This is a genomic window from Paenibacillus uliginis N3/975 (genome assembly GCF_900177425.1).
Lineage (GTDB): Bacteria > Bacillota > Bacilli > Paenibacillales > Paenibacillaceae > Paenibacillus_AQ > Paenibacillus_AQ uliginis.
The window spans coordinates 4083728-4108195 of the sequence record NZ_LT840184.1 but is presented as its reverse complement, the minus strand read 5'-3'; the positions used below and the strand labels follow the sequence as shown (position 1 = coordinate 4108195).

The 24468-nt window shown below is 48.1% G+C and carries 21 protein-coding genes; 15 read left to right on the top strand and 6 right to left on the bottom strand.

The genetic code is table 11. The features are described 5' to 3' along the window. The first annotated feature begins 57 nt into the window (after positions 1 to 57). The 3 genes from B9N86_RS19510 to B9N86_RS19500 all read left to right on the top strand — a co-directional run bounded on the left by B9N86_RS19510 (position 58) and on the right by B9N86_RS19500 (position 3349). Positions 58 to 915, top strand: a complete 858-nt coding sequence (locus B9N86_RS19510; protein WP_208914798.1) for a DegV family protein — start codon at positions 58 to 60, stop codon at positions 913 to 915. 13 nt (positions 916 to 928) lie between these two features. Next, positions 929 to 2980 (top strand): ATP-dependent DNA helicase RecG, encoded by a 2052-nt coding sequence (gene recG / locus B9N86_RS19505; protein WP_208914797.1) that lies wholly within the window; start codon positions 929 to 931, stop codon positions 2978 to 2980. An 81-nt stretch (positions 2981 to 3061) separates the two neighbouring features. Then, positions 3062 to 3349, top strand: a complete 288-nt coding sequence (locus tag B9N86_RS19500) for a stage VI sporulation protein F (RefSeq protein WP_208914796.1) — start codon at positions 3062 to 3064, stop codon at positions 3347 to 3349. A 164-nt stretch (positions 3350 to 3513) separates the two neighbouring features. Here B9N86_RS19500 and B9N86_RS19495 read toward each other — a convergent pair whose 3' ends face one another. Further along, positions 3514 to 4188 carry an SOS response-associated peptidase gene (locus B9N86_RS19495; RefSeq protein WP_208914795.1) on the bottom strand — a complete coding sequence of 225 codons (675 nt, stop codon included), beginning with the start codon at positions 4186 to 4188 and terminating at the stop codon, positions 3514 to 3516. Positions 4189 to 4610: 422 nt separating this feature from the next. Here B9N86_RS19495 and B9N86_RS19490 point away from each other — a divergent pair, with 422 nt between their 5' ends. Continuing rightward, a complete protein-coding gene (locus tag B9N86_RS19490; protein WP_208914794.1) occupies positions 4611 to 5912 on the top strand; it encodes an NCS2 family permease in 1302 nt (433 codons plus the stop codon). Between the two features lie 151 nt (positions 5913 to 6063). Here B9N86_RS19490 and B9N86_RS19485 read toward each other — a convergent pair whose 3' ends face one another. The 3 genes from B9N86_RS19485 to B9N86_RS19475 are packed head-to-tail and all read right to left on the bottom strand — an operon-like array spanning position 6064 to position 8039. Further along, positions 6064 to 6396, bottom strand: a complete 333-nt coding sequence (locus tag B9N86_RS19485; protein WP_208914793.1) for a YolD-like family protein — start codon at positions 6394 to 6396, stop codon at positions 6064 to 6066. Continuing rightward, positions 6393 to 7658, bottom strand: a complete 1266-nt coding sequence (locus tag B9N86_RS19480; protein ID WP_208914792.1) for a DNA polymerase IV — start codon at positions 7656 to 7658, stop codon at positions 6393 to 6395. The genes B9N86_RS19485 and B9N86_RS19480 overlap by 4 nt, the downstream gene beginning before the upstream one ends. An 18-nt stretch (positions 7659 to 7676) precedes the next feature. Beyond that, positions 7677 to 8039: a YhjD family protein gene (locus B9N86_RS19475; RefSeq protein WP_208914791.1), complete on the bottom strand. Its 363-nt coding sequence runs from the start codon at positions 8037 to 8039 to the stop codon at positions 7677 to 7679. A gap of 260 nt (positions 8040 to 8299) precedes the next feature. Here B9N86_RS19475 and B9N86_RS30450 point away from each other — a divergent pair, with 260 nt between their 5' ends. The 4 genes from B9N86_RS30450 (at position 8300) to B9N86_RS19460 (ending at position 11888) form a co-directional block, all read left to right on the top strand. Further along, on the top strand, positions 8300 to 9085 hold the full coding sequence (locus B9N86_RS30450; RefSeq protein WP_244562766.1) for an alpha/beta hydrolase: 786 nt from the start codon (positions 8300 to 8302) through the stop codon (positions 9083 to 9085). Positions 9086 to 9118: 33 nt separating this feature from the next. Continuing rightward, positions 9119 to 9754, top strand: coding sequence for an alpha/beta hydrolase (locus B9N86_RS30445; RefSeq protein ID WP_244562765.1), 636 nt, complete (start codon positions 9119 to 9121; stop codon positions 9752 to 9754). 25 nt (positions 9755 to 9779) lie between these two features. After that, positions 9780 to 10193 (top strand): MerR family transcriptional regulator, encoded by a 414-nt coding sequence (locus B9N86_RS19465; protein ID WP_208914790.1) that lies wholly within the window; start codon positions 9780 to 9782, stop codon positions 10191 to 10193. A 198-nt stretch (positions 10194 to 10391) separates the two neighbouring features. After that, complete coding sequence (locus B9N86_RS19460) at positions 10392 to 11888, top strand: alpha/beta hydrolase family protein (protein WP_208914789.1); 1497 nt, start codon at positions 10392 to 10394, stop codon at positions 11886 to 11888. A 90-nt stretch (positions 11889 to 11978) separates the two neighbouring features. On the opposite strand, the gene B9N86_RS19455 is transcribed toward B9N86_RS19460, so the two are convergent. Next, positions 11979 to 12974, bottom strand: a complete 996-nt coding sequence (locus B9N86_RS19455; protein ID WP_244562764.1) for a MerR family transcriptional regulator — start codon at positions 12972 to 12974, stop codon at positions 11979 to 11981. A gap of 160 nt (positions 12975 to 13134) precedes the next feature. On the opposite strand from B9N86_RS19455, the gene B9N86_RS19450 reads away from it, so the two are divergent. From B9N86_RS19450 to secA2, 3 genes are all read left to right on the top strand, one after another. Continuing rightward, positions 13135 to 13500, top strand: coding sequence for a group I truncated hemoglobin (locus B9N86_RS19450; protein ID WP_208914788.1), 366 nt, complete (start codon positions 13135 to 13137; stop codon positions 13498 to 13500). 264 nt (positions 13501 to 13764) lie between these two features. Continuing rightward, positions 13765 to 15081: an MFS transporter gene (locus tag B9N86_RS19445; RefSeq protein ID WP_208914787.1), complete on the top strand. Its 1317-nt coding sequence runs from the start codon at positions 13765 to 13767 to the stop codon at positions 15079 to 15081. Between the two features lie 404 nt (positions 15082 to 15485). Further along, positions 15486 to 17777, top strand: coding sequence for an accessory Sec system translocase SecA2 (secA2, locus tag B9N86_RS19440; protein WP_208914786.1), 2292 nt, complete (start codon positions 15486 to 15488; stop codon positions 17775 to 17777). Positions 17778 to 18240: 463 nt separating this feature from the next. On the opposite strand, the gene B9N86_RS19435 is transcribed toward secA2, so the two are convergent. Continuing rightward, complete coding sequence (locus B9N86_RS19435; RefSeq protein ID WP_208914785.1) at positions 18241 to 19260, bottom strand: LacI family DNA-binding transcriptional regulator; 1020 nt, start codon at positions 19258 to 19260, stop codon at positions 18241 to 18243. Positions 19261 to 19744: 484 nt separating this feature from the next. Between B9N86_RS19435 and B9N86_RS19430 the strand changes: the two genes are divergently transcribed. Genes B9N86_RS19430 through B9N86_RS19415 form a run of 4 tightly spaced genes read left to right on the top strand, consistent with a single transcriptional unit; the run spans position 19745 to position 24453 of the window. Then, entirely contained in the window at positions 19745 to 21061 is a 1317-nt protein-coding gene (locus B9N86_RS19430) for an ABC transporter substrate-binding protein (protein ID WP_208914784.1), read from the top strand. After that, positions 21061 to 21939 (top strand): carbohydrate ABC transporter permease, encoded by an 879-nt coding sequence (locus B9N86_RS19425; protein ID WP_241933888.1) that lies wholly within the window; start codon positions 21061 to 21063, stop codon positions 21937 to 21939. The genes B9N86_RS19430 and B9N86_RS19425 overlap by 1 nt, the downstream gene beginning before the upstream one ends. Continuing rightward, entirely contained in the window at positions 21926 to 22765 is an 840-nt protein-coding gene (locus tag B9N86_RS19420) for a carbohydrate ABC transporter permease (protein WP_208914782.1), read from the top strand. Before B9N86_RS19425 ends, B9N86_RS19420 begins: the two co-directional genes overlap by 14 nt. A 44-nt stretch (positions 22766 to 22809) precedes the next feature. After that, positions 22810 to 24453, top strand: a complete 1644-nt coding sequence (locus B9N86_RS19415) for an alpha-glucosidase (RefSeq protein ID WP_208914781.1) — start codon at positions 22810 to 22812, stop codon at positions 24451 to 24453. Positions 24454 to 24468: the final 15 nt, after the last annotated feature.

Here is a 24468-nt window from a genome sequence, read left to right as displayed (position 1 = left end):
CGACGAAGTCGTTTCTACTTATGTAAATTGATGGTCATTTATTAGGAGGGGTTCCCGGTGAAGAAAACCGTTATTGTCACAGACAGCACAGCGGATATTCCGGCAGACCTGGTGAAGAAATACGACATACGAATTGTCCCATTGCGTCTTATGTTCGGCAGTGATACGTATCTCGATGGAGTAGAAATTTCCGCTGGCGAGTTTTATAAGAAGCTCGTCGAATCGACTCAACTGCCGACAACTTCGCAGCCCTCCCCGGCTGACTTTGTGGGGGTATATGATTCAATCCTGAAGGAGTTTCCCGGCTGTTCTATTCTTTCGATGCACCTCTCTTCAGGAATGAGCGGCACCTACCAGTCGGCACTGCTGGCTACTTCCCTAATAGAGGGAGAAGCTGATATAACGGTGTGGGATTCAAAATCAGCGTCATATGGCTATGGATTGTTTATTGTTCATGCAGCCCAGTTGGCTGCTGAGGGAGTGCCGGTAGAAGAGATACTATCCTCTACCGAAGAACTTCGCAGTAAGCGTTGTCTATATTTTTTGGTAGACACACTAGAATATTTACAAAAAGGTGGGCGCATCGGTAAAGCTTCAGCTGTACTGGGTACACTGTTGAATATTAAACCGATCCTGTCTATCGATGATGAAGGTATTATTTATTCGGTTGAAAAAGTAAGAGGCCGCAAGAAAGCAACTGCCAGAATGATTGAATTGTTCCAAAATGATCTGGCAGGTGTTACGAATATTAATGTAGCGGTGGGCACTACGGCAGATCCGGCTTCTGTTGATGATTTTCTGGAGCAATTGTCTGCCGTGTTTACGGTGAAAGAAACGGTCCTGTCCGACATCGGCCCCGTCATCGGCAGCCATGTCGGACCGGGTACCATTGCCGCGTATATCTGGCCCGCTTGATTGGGGGAGCATTATGAGTCTCGATCTGGATCAAATATCCGTAAGACAGATAAACGGCGTGAGCGCCCTGAAAGAAGGGGAGCTTCACGCCTTTGGCGTCTCTACGGTTAAAGATTTGTTGGAGTATTACCCGTTCCGGTATGAGGATTACCGCCTCCGCTCACTCAGCGAGGTAAAGGACGGGGATAAAATTACGATACAGGCCAAAATAGCGGGTATCCCTGTGCTACAGAGATACGGACGTAAGTCCCGTTTGTCGTGCAAAATGCTGGCTGAGAATTGGATGTTTACCGCTACTTGGTTTAACCGCCACTTCCTAAAGGATCAGCTGACGACGGGCCGGGAAATCGTGCTGACGGGAAAATGGGATCAGAGACGTCTACAGCTGACGGCGTCGGAATCCGAATTTCCGGATAAAGGAGCGTACCGGAGCGGAACGCTGCAGCCTGTATATTCTATTGGCGGAAAGATAACTCAAGGCTGGATTCGAAAAACGATCGGACAGGCATTGCAGCAGTACGGTGAGATGATCCCAGAAATCCTTCCGCCCGCACTTCTTCAGAAGTATGATCTGATGCCGCGCAAGCAGGCTATCGCTACCATTCATCAGCCGGTGGATTCCAAAGAAGGTCAGGAAGGGCGGCGGCGGATGGTGTATGAAGAGCTGTTTATGTTCCAGCTGAAAATGCAGGCGTTCCGTGCGTTGAACCGCGACCGGATGGACGGTGTAGTACATACCACAGACAATTCAACCATAAGGGAGTTTGTACGGAGTCTGCCCTTTGAGCTTACGGATGCGCAGAAGAAGGTGGAGCTTGAGATTTTGCATGATATGCGCTCGCCGTATTGCATGAACCGGTTGCTTCAAGGTGATGTTGGTTCTGGTAAAACGGTCGTGGCGGCGATCGCTTTGTACACAACTGTAAGATCAGGCTTCCAGGGTGCTTTGATGGTGCCTACGGAGATTTTAGCTGAGCAGCATATGCGTTCACTGCAAAAGCTGTTTGAACCGTTTGGAGTGACTGTGGGGCTTCTGACAGGCAGCGTGACGGGGAAGAGACGCAAGGATCTTCTTGCCTCGTTGCAGATGGGGTTGACCGACATCGTTGTCGGTACGCATGCTTTGATACAAGAGGATGTGTATTTCCGCCAACTGGGGCTTGTGGTGACGGATGAGCAGCACCGTTTTGGCGTGAATCAGCGCAGCGTGCTTCGCCGGAAAGGATATAATCCGGATGTTCTGACGATGACCGCTACACCGATTCCCCGGACGATGGCCATTACCGCCTTTGGTGATATGGATGTCTCTACCTTGTCGGAGAGACCGAAGGGACGAATTCCCATTACGACTTACTGGGTCAAGCATGATCTGATGGAACGTGTTCTGGGATTTATCGCGAGAGAAGTGGAGCAAGGCCGTCAGGCTTATCTGATCTGTCCGCTTATTGAGGAATCCGACAAGCTCGATGTGCAAAATGCGATTGATCTTCATGTCCAGATGCAGCAGGCCTTCCCGAAATATCGCGTGGGACTGCTCCACGGCCGAATGACGCCAGCGGAGAAGGATGAGGTCATGCGCGGCTTTTACAGCAACGAATTGCAGCTGCTCATTTCAACCACGGTCGTCGAAGTTGGGGTTGACGTTCCTAATGCTACATTGATGATTATTATGGACGCTGACCGCTTCGGTCTGTCCCAGCTCCATCAGCTGCGCGGCAGGGTAGGCAGGGGCGCTCACGCCTCTTACTGTATCCTGGTTGCCGATCCGAAGTCTGAGGTTGGTCAGGAACGTATGGAGGTCATGACCGAGACTGAAGACGGATTCGAGGTAGCACGCCGGGACTTGGACCTGCGGGGACCGGGTGACTTCTTCGGTACGAAGCAGAGCGGACTTCCGGAGTTCCGGCTGGCTGACATGGTTGCGGATTTTGAAGTGGTGGAGCAGGCAAGAGATGATGCTGCCACTTTAGTCGGGGATGCTTCTTTCTGGACATCTCCAGCCTATGCTTCTTTACGTGAATATTTGCAGAAGGAACAGATTTTTCAAGGTGATCTTATTGATTAAGTTGAACAAGGTAGCACAATGGACCGGCCCTCGTCATATACTCAAACAGTGACAGGAGTTATTACGGGAGGTGCCAAACGTTTGAGCTATCAACAGTATGGAATTAGTCCGCAACTGGTGGAACGCATCAAGCTGAAAATGAAAAATCCTGCCTATAAGGAAAGGATTAAAAACCTGGTTCAAGGTTTATCAAAAGCTGATCTTCAAAATAGTGCAAAAGTGCATCAGATGGTACGGACAATAACAGGGATTTTGAATGAAAGACTGAGTCCAGCGCATGAACAGCAGATTGTTCAGTTTGTTCTTTCTCAGCGTATTGATCCGAACAATACGTTTCACTTGATTAAGCTCTGGGGCATGTTCCGCTAGGTTCAGCGGTTTATGCCAAGTGGATACCAATAAGCCCCTGCACGGATTACATTCCTTGCAGGGGCTTATTCATGTGCAAGGCATAGCCGTTCGTCCGCTATCATGTAACGCCACACTGCGTTGGAAACGCCGCGCGCTCTGAGCTGCGAATGGTGTGAAAAGCTCTAGCTGGTGATGGGCCTGATGCAGTCTGGGGTATCATTTTTAACCGAATTAACGCTTGTTCCAACAACGGTGGCAGTCATCTCAACAGCAGGAAAGGGACCGAGCAGCCGCTTGAGATCACCTGAACCTGCGCTCCGGCTGAGCCACAAGGCTTCGTCTTCAGGACTAAGTATGACGGGCATCCGGTTATGAATACGTTCCATCAGCTGATTGGGCCGGGTAGTGATGACGGTACAGGTGCTGAGCTTGCTCCCATCCGGTGTGGTCCACATATCGTATAGGCCTGCCATGCTGAATATCCCGCCGTCCTTCATACCGATCCGGTGAGGTGTTTTGGCGTCCGCTGTGCGCTGCCATTCGTAGAAACCGTCGGCGGGGATAAGACATCTTTTGCGTATGAAAGGTGTCTTGAATGCCGGCTTTTCCTCCAGCGTTTCACTTCGGGCGTTGATCATTTTCGCGGCACCGGAAGAGTCGCGTGACCAGGAAGGGATAAGCCCCCAGCGCAACTGTCCGATGCGGCGGCGTACGCCGTCATGAATAACTGCAGTGACCATCTGCGTTGGTGCAATGTTATAACGGGGGGTATGAAAAGGGGAAGTGGATTCAGGATCAATCAGATACCGTTCCATCAGATCCTCCCATGTGACGGTAAGTGTGAAACGGCCGCACATACAATTCGCCTCCTTCAGGCACAATGATAATAGTCGCATTGTGAAAATTAAAAATCTCGTACTATATAGATTGAATTAAAGATTCTTAGCCTAAGCATCACTACGAATGCGGATTATTCTTCCGATCGGCTCTTGCCCCCAGATTTTTTTATGTATTCATATAACGTTGAAATCCGGGGGACAGCTCATGCTTCCGAAGCGAGCTTTCCTGTGGAAAGCTTTTAGGCGAACACTTCGTTTCTCCAAAATAATTCCGCCTTCTCCGTTGAAGTTTTTCTATTTCTTTAGTTCATCTTATATAGCTCGCTTAATCTAAAGTATACACGTAGTTAATGTTGGCGAAAAATGAAATTGTCACCTATAATAGTTAGGTGTGTTTTTTGCATCACGTGATTTTCAACATCAGAAATGGAGGCAATCAAGTGTTTGATTTAAAAGCCAATGGGACTTCGGTCAAAACAGAAGTCATTGCAGGAGCGACCACGTTTTTTACCATGGCGTACATTATGGTGGTAAACCCGCTGATCTTGTCCGGAGCAGGTGTTCCATTTGAGCAGAGCTTTACCGCAACCGTTATAGCCGCGGTGATCGGTACCCTGCTGATGGGCCTAGTAGCCCGTTATCCGATCGCTGTAGCGCCAGGTATGGGGCTCAACGCGTATTTTACATATTCTGTTGTTCAAGGGCATGCCAATTTGTCCTATATTGAAGCTTTCTCGGCTGTATTTATCGCAGGGATCCTGTTTCTACTGTTGTCGATGACCACACTGCGCAGTCGGTTGATCGAAATGATCCCGCCGAATTTAAAACATGCCATTACGGCGGGAATCGGCTTGTTTATCGCTTTTATCGGCTTGCGGATGAGCGGGATCGTCACAGCTCACCCGGACAATCTGGTAGCACTGGGTGATCTGCACCATCCTTCGGTTGTGCTCGCGTTGGTTGGCCTTGGGATAACCTTGATTCTGTTGTCCCGAGATATTAAGGGAGCCTTGTTTATCGGGATGATCATTACTGGTATTATCGCTTATTTTGCGGATATGTTATCCTTTTCAAACGGAATTATGTCTGTACCTTCGCTCCCTGAGGGGATCTTGGTCTGGAATCCAATTGAGGCCGCAGGTAATGTTATTTCCAACAGTTTGTATGCGGTCGTCTTTTCCTTCCTGCTAGTGACCCTGTTTGATACAACGGGTACAGTGGTCGGCGTAGCTGAACAGGCGGGCCTGATGAAGGATAACAAGCTGCCGCGTTCCGAGCGTGCCATGTTTTCTGATTCCATCGCAACCGTTGCCGGATCCATGGTCGGTACGAGCCCTACGACCGCTTATGTCGAATCTGCGGCCGGTGTGGGCGCTGGCGGTCGGACAGGACTGACGGCGGTTGTCGTTGCAGTGCTGTTTGCTATTGCGGCGTTTTTCGGACCGCTCGTTGGAGCAGTATCCGGCTTGTCTGCGATTACGGCACCTTCACTGATTGTGGTTGGATGCCTGATGCTGAGCAATGTCCGAAGCATTAAATGGGACGACTTCGATGAAGCGTTCCCTGCATTTCTCGTCATTCTGACGATGCCACTCACATCGAGTATTGCGACAGGTATCGCGCTTGGCTTTATCTCTTATCCGCTGATGAAAGTGGTTAAAGGTAAATTCCGCGCGGTGCACCCGCTGATGTACATTTTTGCCGTATTGTTTGTACTGCAGCTTGTGTTTGTTCCCCATTAATCATGGGTATGTGAAACGAAAAAAGCCAGAGAATTTCCCCTGTAATTCAGGGAGATTCTCTGGCTTTTTTTAGAGATAGGTAAAAACATAAACTTCGGAGTGAATTGCAACCTTATCTCGTATATGAGCGTGATCCATTACCAGAAACAGATCAGGAAGGAAGCTCTGTATCTGCTGCCTCCAAAATATCACAAAGCGGTATCCATGAGCCCTGAATGCAAATACGTTGTTTGAAGCTATCAATGCGATCAACCATGCCGGTCACGTTGTAATCCCCGTATTCCCCGAATACCTGAAGTTGTACAGCCCCTTTGTTATGGTAGGCTAGGCTCAACTTTTCAGCGATCCATTCCACCTGCTGCTCATCGAGAAAAGGATGCTCCTGCTTATGCTTTTGTTCCTGTTTGGCTAAAATAGCGTCACGATGCTCAAACAACATCATCCGGCTGGACTCCCATAGTCCATTGCCCGTCAGTTTCTTCATTTGTAGTGACCTCCGATCTTCGTGTTAAGAAACTTTAGCTGACTGGTGTTTTTCAAGGAGGAACCGAAGTAAACCGAGGCAGGTCCGTATACTTCCCGTATTTCATCCATCGTGTGCTCCAGATGCATCAGTCTTTCCCGGTCTCCGAACAGGGAAAGCTGGTAGACGTCATCGCTCTGCAGTTCGCCCAGAGAGAGCCAAATTTTCCGCACCGGCCCTCCATTCCAGTGAGTATCGAACAGCTGCTTCGCTACAGCGTATACCTCGCGCGAGAGATGAGTCGGATCCGGGAGTTTTACCTGACGAGAAAACCCCACCGGGTGGTCAAAGTCAGCGCCCTGCGCACCGGCTTGAACCACATTGCCCATATAGCCCTTGGCGCGGGCCCGCGCACAGATCAGCATGGACAGTTCATTTAATATGACATCGATATCCTCGCGGCTGTCATAATCGACAGGCAGTGTGGTCTGCCGTCCAATTCCTTTTTGCTGCTCAAAAGCGTCCGGGGTGACAGGGGAGTCGTCATAGCCGTTCGCCGTTCGCCATAGTACCTCGCTCCAGATGTCGCAGTTTTTTTTCATGTAACGTTTCATCTTCCGCTTGAGTTCTCCAAGAGGAGTGTGGGCCAGCTCGCCAATGGTATGAATGCCAAGGCGGGCCAAATGGCGTGTCGTTTTGGAGCCGACACCGAACATTTTGTGGACAGAGCAAGACCAGAGGGCTTCCATATTGTGTTCGTTCAATTCGTAAATGCCGTCTTCGTTTTTTTTGGCAAAATTGTCACAGGCCATTTTGGCGAGGATCTTGTTTCGTCCAATGCCGACACGGGTGTAAATGCCGGTTTCCTCCTGCACCCTCATCTGGATGTGACGGGCGAGCTCCGCAGGCGAACATCCGAAATGCGCCAGACTGGCGGTCACATCAACGAATTGCTCGTCAATGCTGAACGGCTCCACGAGATCCGAATACGACTCCAGGATGGTCATGATCTGCAGTGACAACCGGATATAGGCGCTCATCCGGGGTTTCATGACGATGAGATCAGGGCATTTCTGCTGAGCTTGCCATAAGGCTTCAGCCGTCGTTACACCGTGACTCTTAGCCAGGGGGCAGGCGGCTAGAATGATGCCGCTTCGCCGGGACGGATCACCTGATACGACGAGCGGTTTGTTTTTGTAAGCGGGGTGGGCCGCTTTTTCAACAGAGGCATAAAAGGATTGGCAGTCTGCCAAAAAGATGACACGTTGCTGACGTTTATGCATGTCATTTCACCCCTTATCCTATTCAAGACTGATGTGAAGCGCCTTGGCTAGCCGTTGCTCGATGTCGGCTCTCACAAAATCCCACTGCAGCTCCATGTGATGCTGGTAACCGCGGCACCGGTAACGGAGCAGCAGCGAATACTCCTTCCGGTGGGTTTCCATAATCGTGATGCTGCGCGCTCGGCAGTCATTTTTGAGCCGGCTCAGCCTGGTCATGGAGGATCTCTGAATCTCCCTCAGGCGTCCTATATAAAGATCCGTCAGGCCTGATGTTTCCATGCTCCGGATATCCTTCTCCAGGACATCAAGCAGGATGGGCAGGATTGTACATTCCTTCACTATTTGGAGCTCTTCCCCGGTTTGCAGCGGAGATGTGGACATAGCTGCATCGGCCTCCTCCGGTTCTTCATACATTCTTCATTATTATATACCGAACACACGTTCTGTATGCAAGCGGTAAATACCGTTAATTGGGTTAGGAAAAGTAAATACTGGCTATTGCACTACACCCATTTAAGATTTTCCCTGCTAAAATTACGCTTGACTTGCACTTAACTTCAACCTTTAAGCTTGATCTATTTACCCTACATCCAGGTTAGAAGCTGGAAAAAAGATAGGGACAAGAGATGGAGGTAATCAGAATGAATATCATGGATTGGTTACTGATTATAAACAGTATTGCAGTGGCGCTTGCCATGCTTTTTGTCAAACGAAATCCGCGTCTGGATATCGCAATGCTGGCGCTGGTTGCGATATCCGTTTTATTACATGGTCTGTCGGACCGGTTCCGCCTGCAGCTTTTTCCAACTTACGCCGTTGTGCTCGTAATCGCCGTTTTTCTTGTAATAAGGGTGCTCAAGCCTGTCGCTGAGCCACGACCAAAGTCCGTTTTCAAGAAAAGCTCGCTATCGGTCGTCGTCGTTGCAGTTACGGTCATTTCAGTTTTATTTTCCAATTATTTTCCTATCTTCACCATGCCAGAACCGACCGGTAAATATGCAGTCGGCACGATTTCTCGGCACCTGACGGATGAGACTCGCGAGGAGACGATAACCGATGAACCGGGCGACAAACGCGAGCTGATGGTGAATGTATGGTATCCTGTCGACGCCGAAGCGGCCAAGTCGATGCCCAAAGAACATTTTGCCTCTGAACTGAGCGAGGCGATCATGGGGGTTTACAGCTTTCCAAAACAATTGTTCAGCCATGTGAAGGCTATCCCAACTCATGTGGTGAAAGATGCGGCCATTTCAACAGCTGAAAAGAAATATCCGGTCGTGTTGTTTTCGCCGGGCAATAGCTCCACCCGTTTCCAAAGCATGACAACGGTCGAAGAGCTTGTCAGTCACGGCTTCATTGTTGTCGGCATGGATCATCCCTATACAGCTGCCAAAATTGTGTTCCCAGACGGCAGGGAAATTGTGTAGAAGGAATGGTTTCAGACAGACTCTGGGGCTGAAATGTACAAGTTTAATTCAGGAATGGTCGGCATTCGGGCGGCAGATGCCAGCTTCGTACTGGACACGCTCACACAATGGAATGCAAATGATCCTGACGAACGATTGACTGGCAAGCTGGACCTGGATCATGTCGGTATTTTCGGCCATTCCCTTGGCGGCGCTACTGCAGCTGAGGCACTGGCGACAGATGGCCGCTTCAAGGCAGGCCTGAGCTGGGAAGGCGCCACTTGGGGAACAGTCGCGCATACGGCACTGAAACAGCCTTTCATGTATATCATGACTGAGGACACGGATAAAAGCTTTGACCCGAGTTCCGAGAAAGTCTCTGTATTTTATGATGAGTTTGTCGGCGATTTGAAATTCATTATGACAAATAGCCTGAACGATACGTATTATTTGACGGTCGATCAATTTCACCACCAGAGCTTTACAGAACTTGCGCTGCTGTCTCCGCCGCTGTTTGCTAACGGCCTTGATCCAGTGCATACTGTGGACATAAACCGCTCTTATGCAAAATCGTTTTTTGACCGGTATTTGAAAGGTGATACGAATCAACCGTTGCTGGACGGGCCTTCTCCTGATTTTCCTGAAGTGAAGTTTGATATAAGATGGGCCTATACGAAAAAAAGAGGATAGCTGGTTCGATGGGAGGGCGGTTCATATGACGGGAATGACACGAGGGGAGCTGGCCAAGCAGACCGGATTGAGCACGGCAACGATACGTTATTACGAAGATAACGGCATATTGCCGATGCCGGAACGAGCCGCCAACGGCTATCGGCTGTACTCCCAGGATTATTTGGCGAAAGTTAAATTTATTAAAGATGCCAAGTTATTAGGCTATTCACTGAAAGAAATTCGGGATATACTGCGAATGATTAGTCATGATGCAGAAAGAGAGATGTTACTGAAGAACACGGTACGCCAAAAGATTAAGGAAATCGAGGCGAATATGGAAACCTTGCAATCGTTGCATTCCTTGCTGTCAGGGCTGCTCGAAACGTCCCAGGAGGAAATTTCCGAATATTTAGATGCTCTTAAAATGCCCAACTCGGCTACTGCCCAAGGCGAATAAATATCGCCCGGCTTTCCATCTACAACCAGCAAGGCTGCCGCAGGCAACCTTTGCTGGTTGATTTCTTATTTAACGATTAATAGCGATCCTTCCCGAAAATAATCCTTGAATCTCCTGCTACAGGAGGTTTTATTATGTGTGCAAGAGAAGCTGCTGCATTTCTATTTCATACGCAGCAGACAAGGAGGCATATAGGATATGAGGATTGTGGAATGGATTTATCTTATTTTTAACGTGGTTATGCTTGTATGGCTAATAGGGGCGCGGAACAAGCCCCTGCGGATGCTCTGGGGAGGATTTGCCGTCTCCGCTGCACTCCTGCTTGTGCATGGATTGGTGGAGGGACTACGTTGGCCCCTGATCCCCGGTTATCTGTTAACCTTGGTCCCGTTGATTGTTCTGGTTGTAAAAACCCGGAACCAGTCATCGTCCAAAGTGACGGACGGACGCTCCGGCACATCAAGCGGGAAGCTGCGCCGCATACGGATGATTGCATCATCCGTGCTGGTATTGGTATACGCCGCAGTGGCGCTTGGGCTACCGTTGCTGTTCCCGGTTTTATCGTTTGAGAAGCCGACAGGTCCTTATGGAATCGGGACGGTGACCTATAACTGGACGGATAACAGCCGTGAAGAAGTATTGACTCCGGAAACAGGGGATAAACGCGAGCTGGTGGTGCAAATCTGGTATCCGACGAGTAAGGATGCCAAAGGAACAACGGCGCCTTACGTGTCTGATCCGGCTGTGTATGAGCAAGCTTTTCATGATGTATTGGAAATGCCGAAGCTGCTATTCACCAACCTTGGGGATGTCAAGACACATGCGATACAGGAGGCGAAATTGTCCGACTCGGAAGCCAAGTATCCGGTACTTGTTTTTTCACATGGCCTGCATGGATACGAAAACCAGAATACGTTCCAAGTCGAACAATTGGTCGGTAATGGTTATATCGTCGTGGGCATTAATCATACGTACAGCAGCCTGGCATCGGTGTTTTCGGATGGACGGGTGGCCTATTTTGAATCGCAAGGTAAGGAAGGCTTTGAAAAGCTGAAATTCAATAACTTGGATGTGCTCAACGAGGGTTGGGTAAAGGATGTCCAGTTTGTGTTGGATGAGGTGGAGAAGCTTGCAGCTAATGATCCGGATCAAAGGTTCACGGGGCATATGGACCTGGATCGCATCGGCATGTTTGGCCACTCTTTTGGCGGGGCAACAGCCGTGCAGATGCTGCTGACCGATTCAAGAGTCAAGGCAGGCATGAATATGGATGGTGTGTTGTACGGCGAGAAGCGCATTCCGGCGGAAGGTGTAGGCAAGCCGTTTCTGATGATCAGTGCAGACGATACGCTGAATGGTGCAACCAGTATGAGTGATAAAGAGATTGCGGCGATGGGTACGAACCGTGACGTGATCAAAACCTATTATGAAGAAGTATTCGCCCGGTATGCTCCGGTAACGGCAGGCGGAAACTACTGGATGAAGCTTAACAATACAGTACATCTGAGCTTTTCGGATCTGTTGCTCGTTTCTCCGCTCCTTGAATGGGCCCAGGGCGTAGATGCGCGCGATACGCAGGAACTCGTTAACGACTACACGCTGGACTTTTTTAATCATTTTCTGAAAGGACTACCGTTTGAGAAGCTAGACCACTCTGTTGGAGAAAACCCTGAATTCTCGCTGGAACAAGGGTAATCTCTTGTATACCCGGCCTGGTTCAACTTTAGCGGCGACGGCCCAATATGCAACCTTGTCTACTGGACCTGCCGCAGTGATGGTGATCGGCTACAACGATTCCGTCTGTGTGCGATCCAATTGCCCTAGTCTATGGCGCATCCCATCCATCAGCAGGCTGACGCCGTCTACAACTACACTAGACTCCGGGTTAAGGATTGTGCACAGTTTGTTGAAGCGCAGAATCCGCTCTGTGACGGAGTTTAGCATATAACGGGCCTGTTTACGAAAAAAAGCTTCTTCGTCACCGGATTGTTCTGAACTGGCGTACATCATGACAAAATCCTGGACGACGGCTTGTACGGCCGGGCTGCCCGCAGGCCATTGCTGCTCCAGCGCAGTCGTGGTCCGGATGCGGATCTCCTCCATTTTCCTGACCCAGTCTTCTGCCCGAACCTGCGGGTGGTGAACCATGCTGAAGAAGGGAAGCTCGCAGCGAGCAAGATCAGCCAGATAGCCCGGATCACTGATTAGTTCCTGAAGCTCGTTCCAGGCAAGCGTTTGTCTGGCGGACAGCTTGTTTTCTTTCATAATATACTTGTCGAAAAAATGAAAAAACGAGACTCTCCATTCCTGCGGTACTCCTTCCAGGATACGGGATTCTTCCATCTTGGCGGAAACAAATTGTTTCCGTTTTTCCACGTTTGCCGACAGCGAATCAACCAATCCTGTGATGTAGCGCAGTGATTGTCCGGCATCGCTGGCCGATTCTGACTCGTATTGTTTAGCCTGACGTAAAATCGAAATCATGGAATTCAGCGTCCCAACCTGTACTTCCAGTGCCTCGATCTGTAGGTCCAGTGCTTCGGTAATGCCGGTCTCGCCGGAGATCAGATTGCGGATATCTTGTATGCTGAAATTCAGATAACGAAGCGTTGAGATGAGCTCCAGCCTCCAGAGGTCCTTCGCTGTATAGAGGCGATGCCCGCCTTCGGTATGGCTAGATGGCTTGAGCAGTTCTATTTCGTCATAGTAACGAATGGTTTTAACGGTGGACCCGATCATTTTTGCGGCTTCCCCAATGGTGTAGGTATCTTTTGACTGCAACTGTATCACCCCTTATTCATTATTATACAGGTTCCGGCGGCTGGAGATTCAAGTCTGGGATGTACAGAGCGACAATTTGAGCGGGAGCCAATCGTATATTTTATCCGCTACTGGAAATATTATCTTTGTCTATGCTCATGACAGAAACGAGGAGGTAACTATGGCTTCAACTACAGCACTTTACGACAAACTTGGCGGCGAAGAAACGATTGGGAAAGTTGTGGATTATTTTTACGAACTCGTTTTAGCTGACGAAACCGTCAGCCACTTTTTTGCCAACACGGACATGGAGAAACAACGCCGACATCAAACCAAATTCATCAGCTTCGCTCTGGGCGGCCCAAACCAATATTCAGGGCAATCCATGTCAAAAGTACACTCTGGCATGAATCTGCAACCTGTACACTTTGATGCGATCGTGAAACATTTACATGATGCGTTAAAACACTTTGGGGTAAATGAAGATAATATCAACCAAGCACTAAGTACTGTCGAAACCTTGAGAGACGATGTAATGTACAAATAGGAAATTCAGCCGAGCGGTTCAGGAAGTTAATTCTATTCCTGCTCACGACTCGGCTTTTTTATTCTCCTTTCCTATTAACCTTTGACGAGGTATAATCTGGGTTAACTAATTTATTACAGCAATGGAAGCTTAGGTGTATAAGCAGCTGTTTTTATTTTGCGTAAAAGGAGACATCCATGAGACCGATTTGATCTGACCATTTGAACTTATTTCCGAAACTGCTATCCGGTTTCTATCAAATTGAATAAGGGAGTTATGAAAGTAATGTTCAAACGGTCATTTTACTATTTATGGGGTTCGCAGACCCTTTCCAATACAGTCGATGTATTGTATTTAGTTGCTCTTACTACTTTTGTCCTGGAGCGAACCAATTCTGTCATTTTTGCAACGCTGGTGCCTTTTTTTCGGGTAACCGCCCAACTCATCAGCGGATTACTGGCGCCGTTAATCATCGCCAAATATCGATTGCCTATTTTGCTTGCCCTGTCGCAGTGCGGGCAATTTTTGTTGTTTGTACTGCTTGCGGGGTACTTATCGCCTTGGATCGGTGGTGAGAACCTAACGATAATATACGGATTTATTATTTGCATCTCCTTTTTAGACGGCTGGACGACACCGACCCGCAACGCCTTGGTACCGCGCTTGGTGTCCGATCACGTCTTGATGAAGGCGAATGGGCTGATCGCAACGACGGACCAGATAGTTCAGTTCGCCGGCTGGGCGGTCAGCGGGCTGTTAGTCGCCATGCTGGGATCGTTCCCAGTGCTGCTTATCGTGGCATCAGGGTATGGTCTGGCAATGGTTGTCACCTTTATGATTGAAGATCCGACAGAACCTAAACGCCGGAATTTTTGGGATTGGCATGGAACAGCGTCTAGTATCGGCTTGAGTAAACAACCGAGGGAGCATTCCGAAGCGAATAGGCGTACGGCCTCGCGTTGGGATACGTTGAAGGAGGGCTGGATCGTATTATTTAAATCTCCGCGCCTTCGCGCTCTCACGATGATGGACATGACCGATATGCTGGGAGGTTCCGTATGGGCAGGTGCATTCATGCTCGTATTCGTTAAAGAGGTGCTGCACAAAAACGAACAATGGTGGGGGTACATTAACGCCAGCTATTTTGCCGGTGCGGTGCTTGGGGGCCTTCTGGTCGTTGCTTTTGTCGATCGGTTGGAAAAAAGAATGTTCTCGGTCATGCTATTAGGAATGCTTGGGTACGCAGTCTTGACCCTGTTGTTCGCTCTTAACACTTCCGCGCCGTTAGCGCTCTTGTTAGTTCTGTTAACAGGACCGTTTACCGAACTGGCTGCGGTATCCCGGCGAACACTGATCCAGCGCAGCGCCCCAAAAGAATTACTGCCGATGGTGTTCTCAGCCCAATCAACCTTGCTTAACACGGTGTTTGGCGTTTCTTTGCTGCTAATGAGCGCGGCTGCCGAACTGTTCGGAATTGTGAATATGTACTTATTTGCCGCTGCCTTGAGTGTTTTTGCGGCTCTTGTCGGGTGGATCAACCGCAAATCATTCGTATCCGTACGGAAAGTTATTCGGGGAACTGAAATAGAACCTAAACTATAAACCGATACGGAAATTAAAAAGAGTAGATGTCGTGATGACATCTGCTCTTTATGGAGAAGTTTTTGTTCGGCGGGAGGAGCCATGATGATCCGAAAATATACAAGCTGGTTATTTACTTTGTATTTCATTTTTAAATTCATGGTAGTCTTGATGACCGATGGTAAGCGAGTGCCGTTGTATGATTTGGTTTTTTATGATAAAATCCAGATTTATATTAAGAGACATAACTTAATTGCTATACCCCAAAAGCTCTTTATTTCAAATCACATCGTCCAATGTTTTGCAATAATATGTTTTGAAACTGAAAGGATACTCGCTCGATTTCAAACCTTTAAGGAACCGGACCCATTCTGCCTTACTAATTGAATGTCTCTCATCGGTCGGTTCACATAAAGGAGGTTCCAATGAAATCGGTTAAGCACAATATTTACAATAAAATGAATATGGCACTCTACCGTCATCGGCTCAAGCCATATTATGAAATATTAAAGAGTATTAAAAGTTTTCAAATGAACGATTGGAGCGACTCGAAAATCAAAGGGTTTGCCCAGGAACTCAAGCATAAATCTCAAACGGGCGTTCCACTAAAGAATTTGCTTACCGAGGCGGCAGCTTTGGTGGGTGAAGCGGTATGGCGCTCGCTGCGAATCCGATTGTACGAAACACAATTAGTAGCTGGGTTGGCCCTTCATGATGCAAATATGGTGGAGATGCACACGGGTGAAGGGAAGACGCTTTCTGCTGTTCTTCCGGCTTATTTAAATGCGCTGCAGGGAAAAGGATCTCATATCTTTACGTTTAATGATTATTTAGCAAGCAGGGATGCCGACTGGATGGGACCGGTTTATCAATTTTTGGACCTTACCGTAGGACGCATAACAGAAGGATCTAACATGCAGGAGCGAAAGTCAGCTTATTCTGCCGATATTACTTATTTGACAGCCAAGCAGGCTTGTTTTGATTATATGAAAGACTCGTTGGTATACGATGTAAACAAAAGGGTACAACGATCTCTTCATTTTGTACTGGTGGACGAAGCTGATTCGATTTTAATTGATGAGGCAAGGATACCGCTTGTTATTGCAGGGAAAACAGACGATACCAGAGTTAATTTCAGCAGGATGTCCAGTATTGTTAAGCAGCTCCTGCCAGTTATTGATTACGATACGGACGAGAATGAGCGAAATGTATACTTAACAGAAGCTGGAGCTGAAAAGGTTGAGTCGTTGCTTCATTGCGGCAATTTATACGACATCGAAAACTCCGACAAGCTATCCGAGCTCAATTGTGGGCTTCATGCTGAGGTTTTGCTGAAGAAAGGTGTTCATTATATCGTACGAGACGGAGCCGTACAGCTCATTGATGAGTTTACCGGAAGGATAGCGGATAAAAGGCACTGGCCCGATGGTTTGCAGGCGGCAGTGGAAGTAAAGGAAGGGCTCAAAGTTCAAGCCGGCGGGAAAATTCTGGGCTCGATGACTCTGCAGCACTTTTTAAGCTTATACCAAAAAATATGTGGTATGACGGCAACCGCCCAATCATCTGCAGATGAGTTTAGAGACATATATGCTTTGGATGTTGTAATAATACCTCCCAACAAACCATGTCAGAGAATCGACTTTCCACATTTAATATTTTCGGATAAAGAGGCAAAGAGGAAAGCAATCATTAGTGAGATTGTTTCTGTTCATGAGACGGGCCGACCCATATTGGTGGGTACCTCCAGCGTTGAGGAATCCAATCAACTCTCGAACGATTTGGTGAGGAAGGGGATTCCATGCCATGTACTGAATGCACAACATGATCAGCAAGAGGCTGAAATCATATCCAGGGCGGGAGTGCTTAATGCAGTCACGGTTTCAACAAATATGGCTGGTCGGGGAGTGGATATCATTCTTGGCGGGGGAGATCCTGAAGAATACAAAAAAGTGGTGGCACTTGGGGGACTATATGTTATCGGCACAAATCTTCATGAAAGCAGCCGTGTTGATAAGCAATTGAGAGGACGAGCTGGCCGACAAGGAGATCCGGGATCATCGAAGTTTATCATAAGTTTGGAAGACGATATTTTGGTTAAGTTTGGACTGAAAGAGGCGCTTCCTAAAGAGTACTGTAGTCTGAGGCAGGAAACTCCTCTTAAAGGTTCAAAAATTCAAAATATCATCAATCATATTCAGCTTGTCATAGAAGGTCAAAATTATGACATTAAAAAGACGCTAAATAAATACGCTGATCTTCTTGAGCAACAACGAAGAATATTATATGCAAGACGGACGGATGTACTTTTTGATATTATAAAGCCTAGTATATTGGCATCAAAAGAACCGGAATGGTATCGAAAATTGTGTCACACATTCGGACAGATAGAAGTTGACGAAAAAGAGAAGTATGTCCTGCTGGTTCAAATCGATAAATGTTGGTCTGACTATCTGGAGTATGCATCCTATGTAAAAGAAGGCATACATCTGGAAAGCTTGAGCAATAAAAACCCTTTGGATGAGTACAATCGGCTTATTATTCAATCCTATGAAGAGCTGAACCAAAACATTGAAACAGAGGTACTACACATCTTTTTAAAGATGGATTTAACTAAAGAAATGATTAATCTTGATTTGAATGAGATGAGAATCCCTTCAGCAACATGGACATATATCATAAACGATAATTTTTTTCAGAACAGAGTTAATTTGTTCTAATTGGAATCCGGTGAGGCGTGTGTTCGACGGCTTCACCGGATTTTTTGCTTACAGTAGTAGGTTAGTGTGAGGAAGCTGTTGACTAATTAAAGAAACGACTAGCTTTTATCCGGAGAAGCTGTCAATTGCACCCGAAAAGCAGCGGGAGAAATGCCTTTGTCCTGGGTGAACAGTCGAGTGAAATAATGGACGGATGAGAAACCGGTTCATTCGGTAATCAGCTTGATTGGATCGTTGGTTTGCTTGAGCAGCAGTTCTGTGGCTCGGATACGTCGACGCATCGGATATTCCTACCGCTGTTCTGGGCTATATAGTTTCAGTCCGAAACCTCACTCTAATAGACGAATTTGCCCCATATAACGGAACGTGAGTCCGTCCGCATGAAGTCGATGGCCGATTTTTCTTAATACAACAAAAGAAGCCATCCCATCGTAAATGGAATGGCTTCGCTTTATGTGTGTTACTATTTTGCAGGTCGTGGCGCTGCGGTCGATTCTCTTGTAATAAGCTTCGTTGGCAGCAATAGTTCCATGTATGGCTCATGCTTGTGATCCATACGCCAGAACAGCTGCTCTACCGCCTTGCGTCCGAACAGTTTCAAATCAACATCCATCGTTGTCGTTAGCGGCGTCGACAAGCGAGACAGTTGCCCGTTGTCGAAGCTGCAAACGGATACGTCATCTGGCACCTGATAGCCGAGCTGGTGTAGCGTGGAGTTGACGAGAAAGCCAAGGCCGTCGTTTACGCAAAACCAAGCGGTAGGTTGAGTGCTGACAGTTGTCATTTTCTTCATGATATATTCCGATTGCTCGATGGCATCTGTTATGATCCAGTCTGGGTTGGCTTCGATACCGTAATCGTGCAGTGCAAGCCGGAATCCTTCCATACGCTCGTAATAGCTGGGCGAGAAATCGATGTTACCCATAAAGCCGATATTCCGGTGACCGAGTTCGATTAAATGATGAGTGGCCTCATAAGCACTGAATCGGTTGTTCGTCAATATGCAGTCCGCCTGAATGGCCGGATGATGATGGTCTATCAGGACGGTCGGGATGTCTGTGTCGATAACTGCGTTCGTATAGGAGGTACTCAGATGAGATAAAATGAGTATGCCGTCCACGTCCTGATTTTCTAGGAAAGAAGGCAGGATGAGCAAGCTCTCTGAATCTTTATCGATTGATTGGATAAGTAGATGTTTGCCGCGCTGTCTTGTCTCTTGTTCCACACTCAAATAAATTTCCCCGAAAAAACTCTTCCGAGCAAACGCAAAATCAGAAGCAATCAGGGCGATATTGCCGGAAGTCTCCATTCGTCGTTTCTTACGTGCAGCGGGGTATACGTACCCCATCTGCTCCGCTATATCGACGATAAGCTGGCGAGTTTCTTCGCTGACTCCATCCTTGCCAGACAGGGCCTGTGACACAGAATTTTTGGAAATGTTCAGCCGGTCGGCGATATCTTGCATCGTAACTTTCGATTTCATAAGGGATGGACCCTTCCTCTCTATAACGGTGGTCTTAAGAAACGATGTCTCAAAAAAGAACGACGTTTCAAAAAAGTTTACATATTGTTAGTTGTGCATAAAAAGCTATGGAAATTTCTCATACTAGTAGAAGTTATTTGAAAAATTACCTCTTCATCATGATACTTCGCGTAATAAAAACTTCGTTGCCTGTAATCACTACTAATATAAATTATGCCATATAACTCAAAATTACAAAACATCATTATTGACTGTATTGTAACGTTACAAATATAAATAGTAAAGTAAGAATTGAAAGTAAATGATTTGTAGATCATTATTAAATCATGTCAAAAAATGCTGATAAGGCATTGACAAACTTGAAAAAATAAATAATAATGTGACTACAAACGCTTTCAGTTAGTTTGTAATTTATTTTGTAACGTTACAATTAACATTGTAATGAATTTTGTTACACTGAAGTCATTCTCAGGAGGTTTGTTTAATGAAGAAGAAACTGTCAATCTTGCTTGCATTAACGATGATCGCTTCCGTCTTGGCCGCTTGCGGCAAGTCAGAAGCGCCTAACAAAGCCGCAGATGGAGTTACGACCATCGAGTTCTGGGCTGCGCCGAATCCTCCGCAGCAGGCGTTTTGGATGGAAATGGCTAAGGCTTACGAGCAAGTCAATCCGAAGGTTAAAGTAAACGTCAGCGCGATCAAAGAATCGCCAAGCTCAGAGGCGAGCATTCAGGCGGCGATTGCCGGCGGAAGCGCACCAACCATTTCGGAGAACATCAACCGTGGCTTCGCGGCTCAGCTTGCGAACAGCAAGGCGCTCGTACCACTCAATACACTGCCACAATATGAAGAAATCGTATCTGGCCGCAACATGAAAAACACGATCGAACCTTGGAAATTTTCCGACGATAACCAATATGTGATTCCAATTTACTCCAACCCGATGTTGTTCGGCTGGCGCCTTGACATTTTGAAGGAGCTTGGCTACAACGAGCCGCCAAAAACGTATAGCGAAGTGCTGGACGTGGCGAAAAAGCTGAAAGCTAAATACCCTGACAAATACGTATGGGCTAAAGGTGCGGATCTTGAAGATCCTACGGCTTGGAAGCGCTGGTTCGACTTCTTTATGCTGTACAACGCTGCTTCCGATGGCAATAAGTTCATTGAAGGAAACAATTTCGTAGCTGACGATGCTGCAGGTATCCAAGTGTTGGAGTTTGTTGACAACCTGCGCAAAGAAAAAGCAATTTTGTCGAAAAACGTAACAGATCCATTTGAGTCGGGTACCGGCATCTTCACGGATCTTGGTCCATGGACATTTAACTATTGGAAAGAGAAATTCCCGGAAATGAAGTACAATGAAAACTTTACGCTTTCTCTGCCTCCGGTTCCGGACGGAATGAACCAGGCTGAAGCGAAGACGTTCTCTGACGCGAAGGGCCTCGTTATGTTTGCCAGCACTCCGAAGGAAGAGCAGGAAGCAGGTGCCGAGTTCCTGAAGTGGGTATTCTCTGATGCGAAGAACGACGCGAAATGGTTCGAAACGACGAACTTGCCTCCGGCACGCGACGACTTGGCGGAATTGCCTGAATTCAAGACAATTATGGAGAAATCGCCAGAGCTTGAGCCGTATGCGAAGTCGGTTCCACAAGGGATCCCGGCTATCGATAACGCCCGTTACAACGAACTGCAAACACTGATTGGACAAGAAGCGTTCAATAAAGTGGTTAGGGGCGAGATCGATCCGAAGACCGGTTGGGAGAACATGAAGAAGGCGATTGAAGGGGAACTTCAACAATGATTAATAAAAGCAACAATAGGTTAGGCTGGCTTTTTGCCAGCCCCTACCTTGTTTTTTCACTTATATTCTTTTTGGGACCGCTGATTTGGTCGTTTTTTCTCTCGTTTACGAACTGGGATTTGATTTCACCGACATTTGACATCGTAGGGTTGAAAAACTTTGCCAAAGCACTAGCTTCACCAGGCGTGCAATCATCCTTCTGGGTCACATACAAGTTCATGCTCGTCTTTGTGCCGCTTGTAACCATTATGTCGCTCGGGGTGGCGGTGCTTGTACAGGGACTGCCAAAGTTCCGCAGCCTGTACTTGATTGGCTTCTTTCTGCCGTACCTATCTTCAGGCGTCGTGGCGTCGCTGATTGCGAAGGGCTTTTTGTCCTTTAACAGTCCGATAAACGTCTTCCTGCGTGATAAGTTTGGGCTCGACATCAACTGGCTCGGCTCTCCGATGTCGGCGTTGTTCATCGTAGCGCTTATCATCGCCTGGAAATTTACCGGATACTATGCGCTCATTCTGACTTCTGGTCTTGAGAGTATTGACAAGGAAGTATATGAGGCCGCGGCGATTGACGGAGTAACGGACCGTCAGCGCTTTTGGAAGGTCACGCTTCCTTTGCTGTATCCGGCGATGTACACAACACTTATTTTGTCATTCGGCGTTACTTTCGGCATCTTTACGGAGGTATACCAGCTGACGGGCGGTGGACCGAACTTCGCCACAAACACATGGCAGATGGAGATTTACAATCAAGCATTCAAAAACTTGCAGGCAGGTTATGCATCAGCAATCGCCATAATGGCATCTGTCGTGACGTTCATTTCCATTTTTGTCATCAAAAAACTGCTAGAAATGTGGGGTAAGCGAAATGGTTGGGTCTAAACAAAACAACAAGTACCGTTTAACAGTCCGTTATATCATTGCCACGCTTCTGCTTCTGGTCATGGTATACCCGTACTTGTATATGGTGTTGAACTCGTTTGCCGATTGGTCGCAGGTCGACCGCCAGCTCGTGCCGTCCACTTTTTCCCTGAAATCGTACGAATGGCTCTTTACGGGCGGGGAAGTCGGCATTGCAAGGCCGTGGCTAAATTCATTCTTCAACAGCGTTATCGTTTCTGTTGCTTCGACGGCGCTTATGATGCTCTTCGGGGTTATGGTCGCGTATGCGTTGTCTAAGCTTAATTTCAAGGGGAGAGATACGATAAACAACTTCGTGTTGTTTCACATGTTCTTCCCGGCGATCATTTTGCTCATCCCGAACTTCCTCGTTATTCAGAAGGTTGGGTTGTACGACACGTACTGGGCGCTGATCATTCCGAAAGCGGTCAGCTTGTGGGCTATCTTTATGTATACGAACTTCTTCAAGGCGGTTCCGACGGTGTTCATTGAGGCGGCGAAGTTGGACGGAGCGTCCGACTTCAAGATTTTGTACCGCATCATGCTGCCAATGTCGCGTTCCATTACGGCCGTCATCTTCCTGTTCCTGCTCATGGAACGTTGGACAGAGCTCCTGTGGGACATGATCGTTGTACGGAGCGACAACATGCTGACGCTGAACGTACTCCTGTCGCAGATGTTCGGTCCTTACGGCGGGTATCCAGGCCCGCTGTATGCGGCTTCGGTGCTCTTGACGCTGCCGATTATTATCATGTTCCTCATCTTCGGTAAGAAGTTTAAAGAGGGTATGCAGTTCAGCCTTAAGTAACTAGCACTTGCAAGTAACTGGGTCAAGCATGGGGAGTGGAGAAAATGGAAACGCCGTGGTGGAAATCAGCCGTTTTCTATGAAATTTACATGCCGAGCTTTTGCGACGGCAATGCGGACGGCATCGGCGATTTCGCCGGTATTACGTCAAAGCTCGATGATTTGCAGGAGCTAGGCGTGGACGGCCTCTGGCTGACGCCATTCTACCGTTCGCCAAAGGTGGATAACGGCTACGATATCGCCGACTATACTGCCATCGATCCTGATTATGGCACGATGGAGGATTTCGATAAATTCATTCACGAGGCGCATACCCGGGGAATTAAAGTTATTGTCGACCTCGTGCTGAACCATACGTCGGCGGATCATGCTTGGTTTCATGAGTCCCGTTCATCTCGCTCGAATCCAAAGCGCGATTGGTACATCTGGAAAGATCCGGTGAACGGCGGCCCGCCGAACAACTGGGAATCATTTTTTGGTGGATCAGCATGGGAATACGACAAATCGACCGGACAGTATTACTATCACGCCTTTGCAAAAGAGCAGGTAGATCTGAACTGGGCGCATCCCGAGGTGCGAACGGCGATGAAGGACGTTATGGGCTTCTGGCTCGACAAGGGCATCGACGGCTTCCGGCTTGATGTGATCAATTTCCTGAAGGTTTCCGGGTCATTTACGGATAATCCGTATGACTCGGACAAGGGCGAGCAGGAGCATGTATACGATAAGGACCAAGACGGCATTTTGGACGCGATCGCGGATATTTGTGCTTACGTGCATGAGCGGGAAGGAACGTTCATGGTTGGTGAAGTCGGTTCAGAGGATATGGACGTGCTGAGCCGCTACAGTGGCAGCGGACTGCTTGACGTCGTGTTCAACTTCAATCTGGGCAGCCAGGAGACATTGTCACCAGGCCGTCTCTATGAAGAACTGCGAAAGATGGAAGACATTCACGCACCCGATCAGCTACCAACGCTGTTCTTTAGCAGCCATGACATGCCGCGACATATTTCCCGGTTCGGTGACGGGGGTTCGGAGCTGGAAGAGAAGCGGGCAAAGCTGATCGCTACGCTGATGCTAACGGCGAAGGGCGTACCGTTCCTCTATTATGGTGACGAAATTGGGATGCGTGATTTCACGGCAGAGCGGATTGAAGATATGCGCGACATCCAGGGGCTAACCACTTTTCAACTGGCGCTGGAGAGTGGCAAGACAGCTGACGAGGCTCTGCGGGCGGCTAATGCGAAGTGTCGGGATAAATCGCGGACGCCGATGCAGTGGAACGAAGACGTCTACGGTGGCTTCTCGCCAGTTCCGCCTTGGATCGGCATGGGGTCGAACCACAGCGTACTGAACGTGCAAACCGGGAAGCAGTCGGCCGATTCGCTTTATGCGTTCTATCGCAAGCTTATTGCGCTCCGCCGCCAGCATCCGGCGCTGCACGACGGTGATTATGCGCGGTTGGAACGCCGAGAAGATGCCTTGATGTACGTCAAGCGTGCGGCCGGCGAAGAAGCCCTCGTCGTGCTCAACTTCGGGGCGAAGCCGTTGGAGCTTTCACCCGAAGAGCTGCTGGCAGGCGAGTCACGCTTGGCCTTGTCGTCAAGCCGTGATTCGGCAGCAGATATCGAATCGTTTATTCTTGGGCCGCACGAAGCGGCCATATGGATAAGCGGAATTAATCAGTGAAGGAGATATACCCAC

What these genes read in the sequence shown, in the direction of transcription:
- recG (WP_208914797.1), top strand. Translation starts at nt 929, where the DNA reads ATGAGTCTCGATCTGGATCAAATATCCGTAAGACAGATAAACGGCGTG.
- B9N86_RS19495 (WP_208914795.1), bottom strand. Translation starts at nt 4,188, where the DNA reads ATGTGCGGCCGTTTCACACTTACCGTCACATGGGAGGATCTGATGGAA.
- B9N86_RS19485 (WP_208914793.1), bottom strand. Translation starts at nt 6,396, where the DNA reads ATGAAGAAACTGACGGGCAATGGACTATGGGAGTCCAGCCGGATGATG.
- B9N86_RS19480 (WP_208914792.1), bottom strand. Translation starts at nt 7,658, where the DNA reads ATGCATAAACGTCAGCAACGTGTCATCTTTTTGGCAGACTGCCAATCC.
- B9N86_RS19475 (WP_208914791.1), bottom strand. Translation starts at nt 8,039, where the DNA reads ATGTCCACATCTCCGCTGCAAACCGGGGAAGAGCTCCAAATAGTGAAG.
- B9N86_RS30450 (WP_244562766.1), top strand. Translation starts at nt 8,300, where the DNA reads ATGAATATCATGGATTGGTTACTGATTATAAACAGTATTGCAGTGGCG.
- B9N86_RS30445 (WP_244562765.1), top strand. Translation starts at nt 9,119, where the DNA reads ATGTACAAGTTTAATTCAGGAATGGTCGGCATTCGGGCGGCAGATGCC.
- B9N86_RS19465 (WP_208914790.1), top strand. Translation starts at nt 9,780, where the DNA reads ATGACGGGAATGACACGAGGGGAGCTGGCCAAGCAGACCGGATTGAGC.
- B9N86_RS19460 (WP_208914789.1), top strand. Translation starts at nt 10,392, where the DNA reads ATGAGGATTGTGGAATGGATTTATCTTATTTTTAACGTGGTTATGCTT.
- B9N86_RS19450 (WP_208914788.1), top strand. Translation starts at nt 13,135, where the DNA reads ATGGCTTCAACTACAGCACTTTACGACAAACTTGGCGGCGAAGAAACG.
- B9N86_RS19445 (WP_208914787.1), top strand. Translation starts at nt 13,765, where the DNA reads ATGTTCAAACGGTCATTTTACTATTTATGGGGTTCGCAGACCCTTTCC.
- secA2 (WP_208914786.1), top strand. Translation starts at nt 15,486, where the DNA reads ATGAAATCGGTTAAGCACAATATTTACAATAAAATGAATATGGCACTC.
- B9N86_RS19435 (WP_208914785.1), bottom strand. Translation starts at nt 19,260, where the DNA reads ATGAAATCGAAAGTTACGATGCAAGATATCGCCGACCGGCTGAACATT.
- B9N86_RS19430 (WP_208914784.1), top strand. Translation starts at nt 19,745, where the DNA reads ATGAAGAAGAAACTGTCAATCTTGCTTGCATTAACGATGATCGCTTCC.
- B9N86_RS19420 (WP_208914782.1), top strand. Translation starts at nt 21,926, where the DNA reads ATGGTTGGGTCTAAACAAAACAACAAGTACCGTTTAACAGTCCGTTAT.
- B9N86_RS19415 (WP_208914781.1), top strand. Translation starts at nt 22,810, where the DNA reads ATGGAAACGCCGTGGTGGAAATCAGCCGTTTTCTATGAAATTTACATG.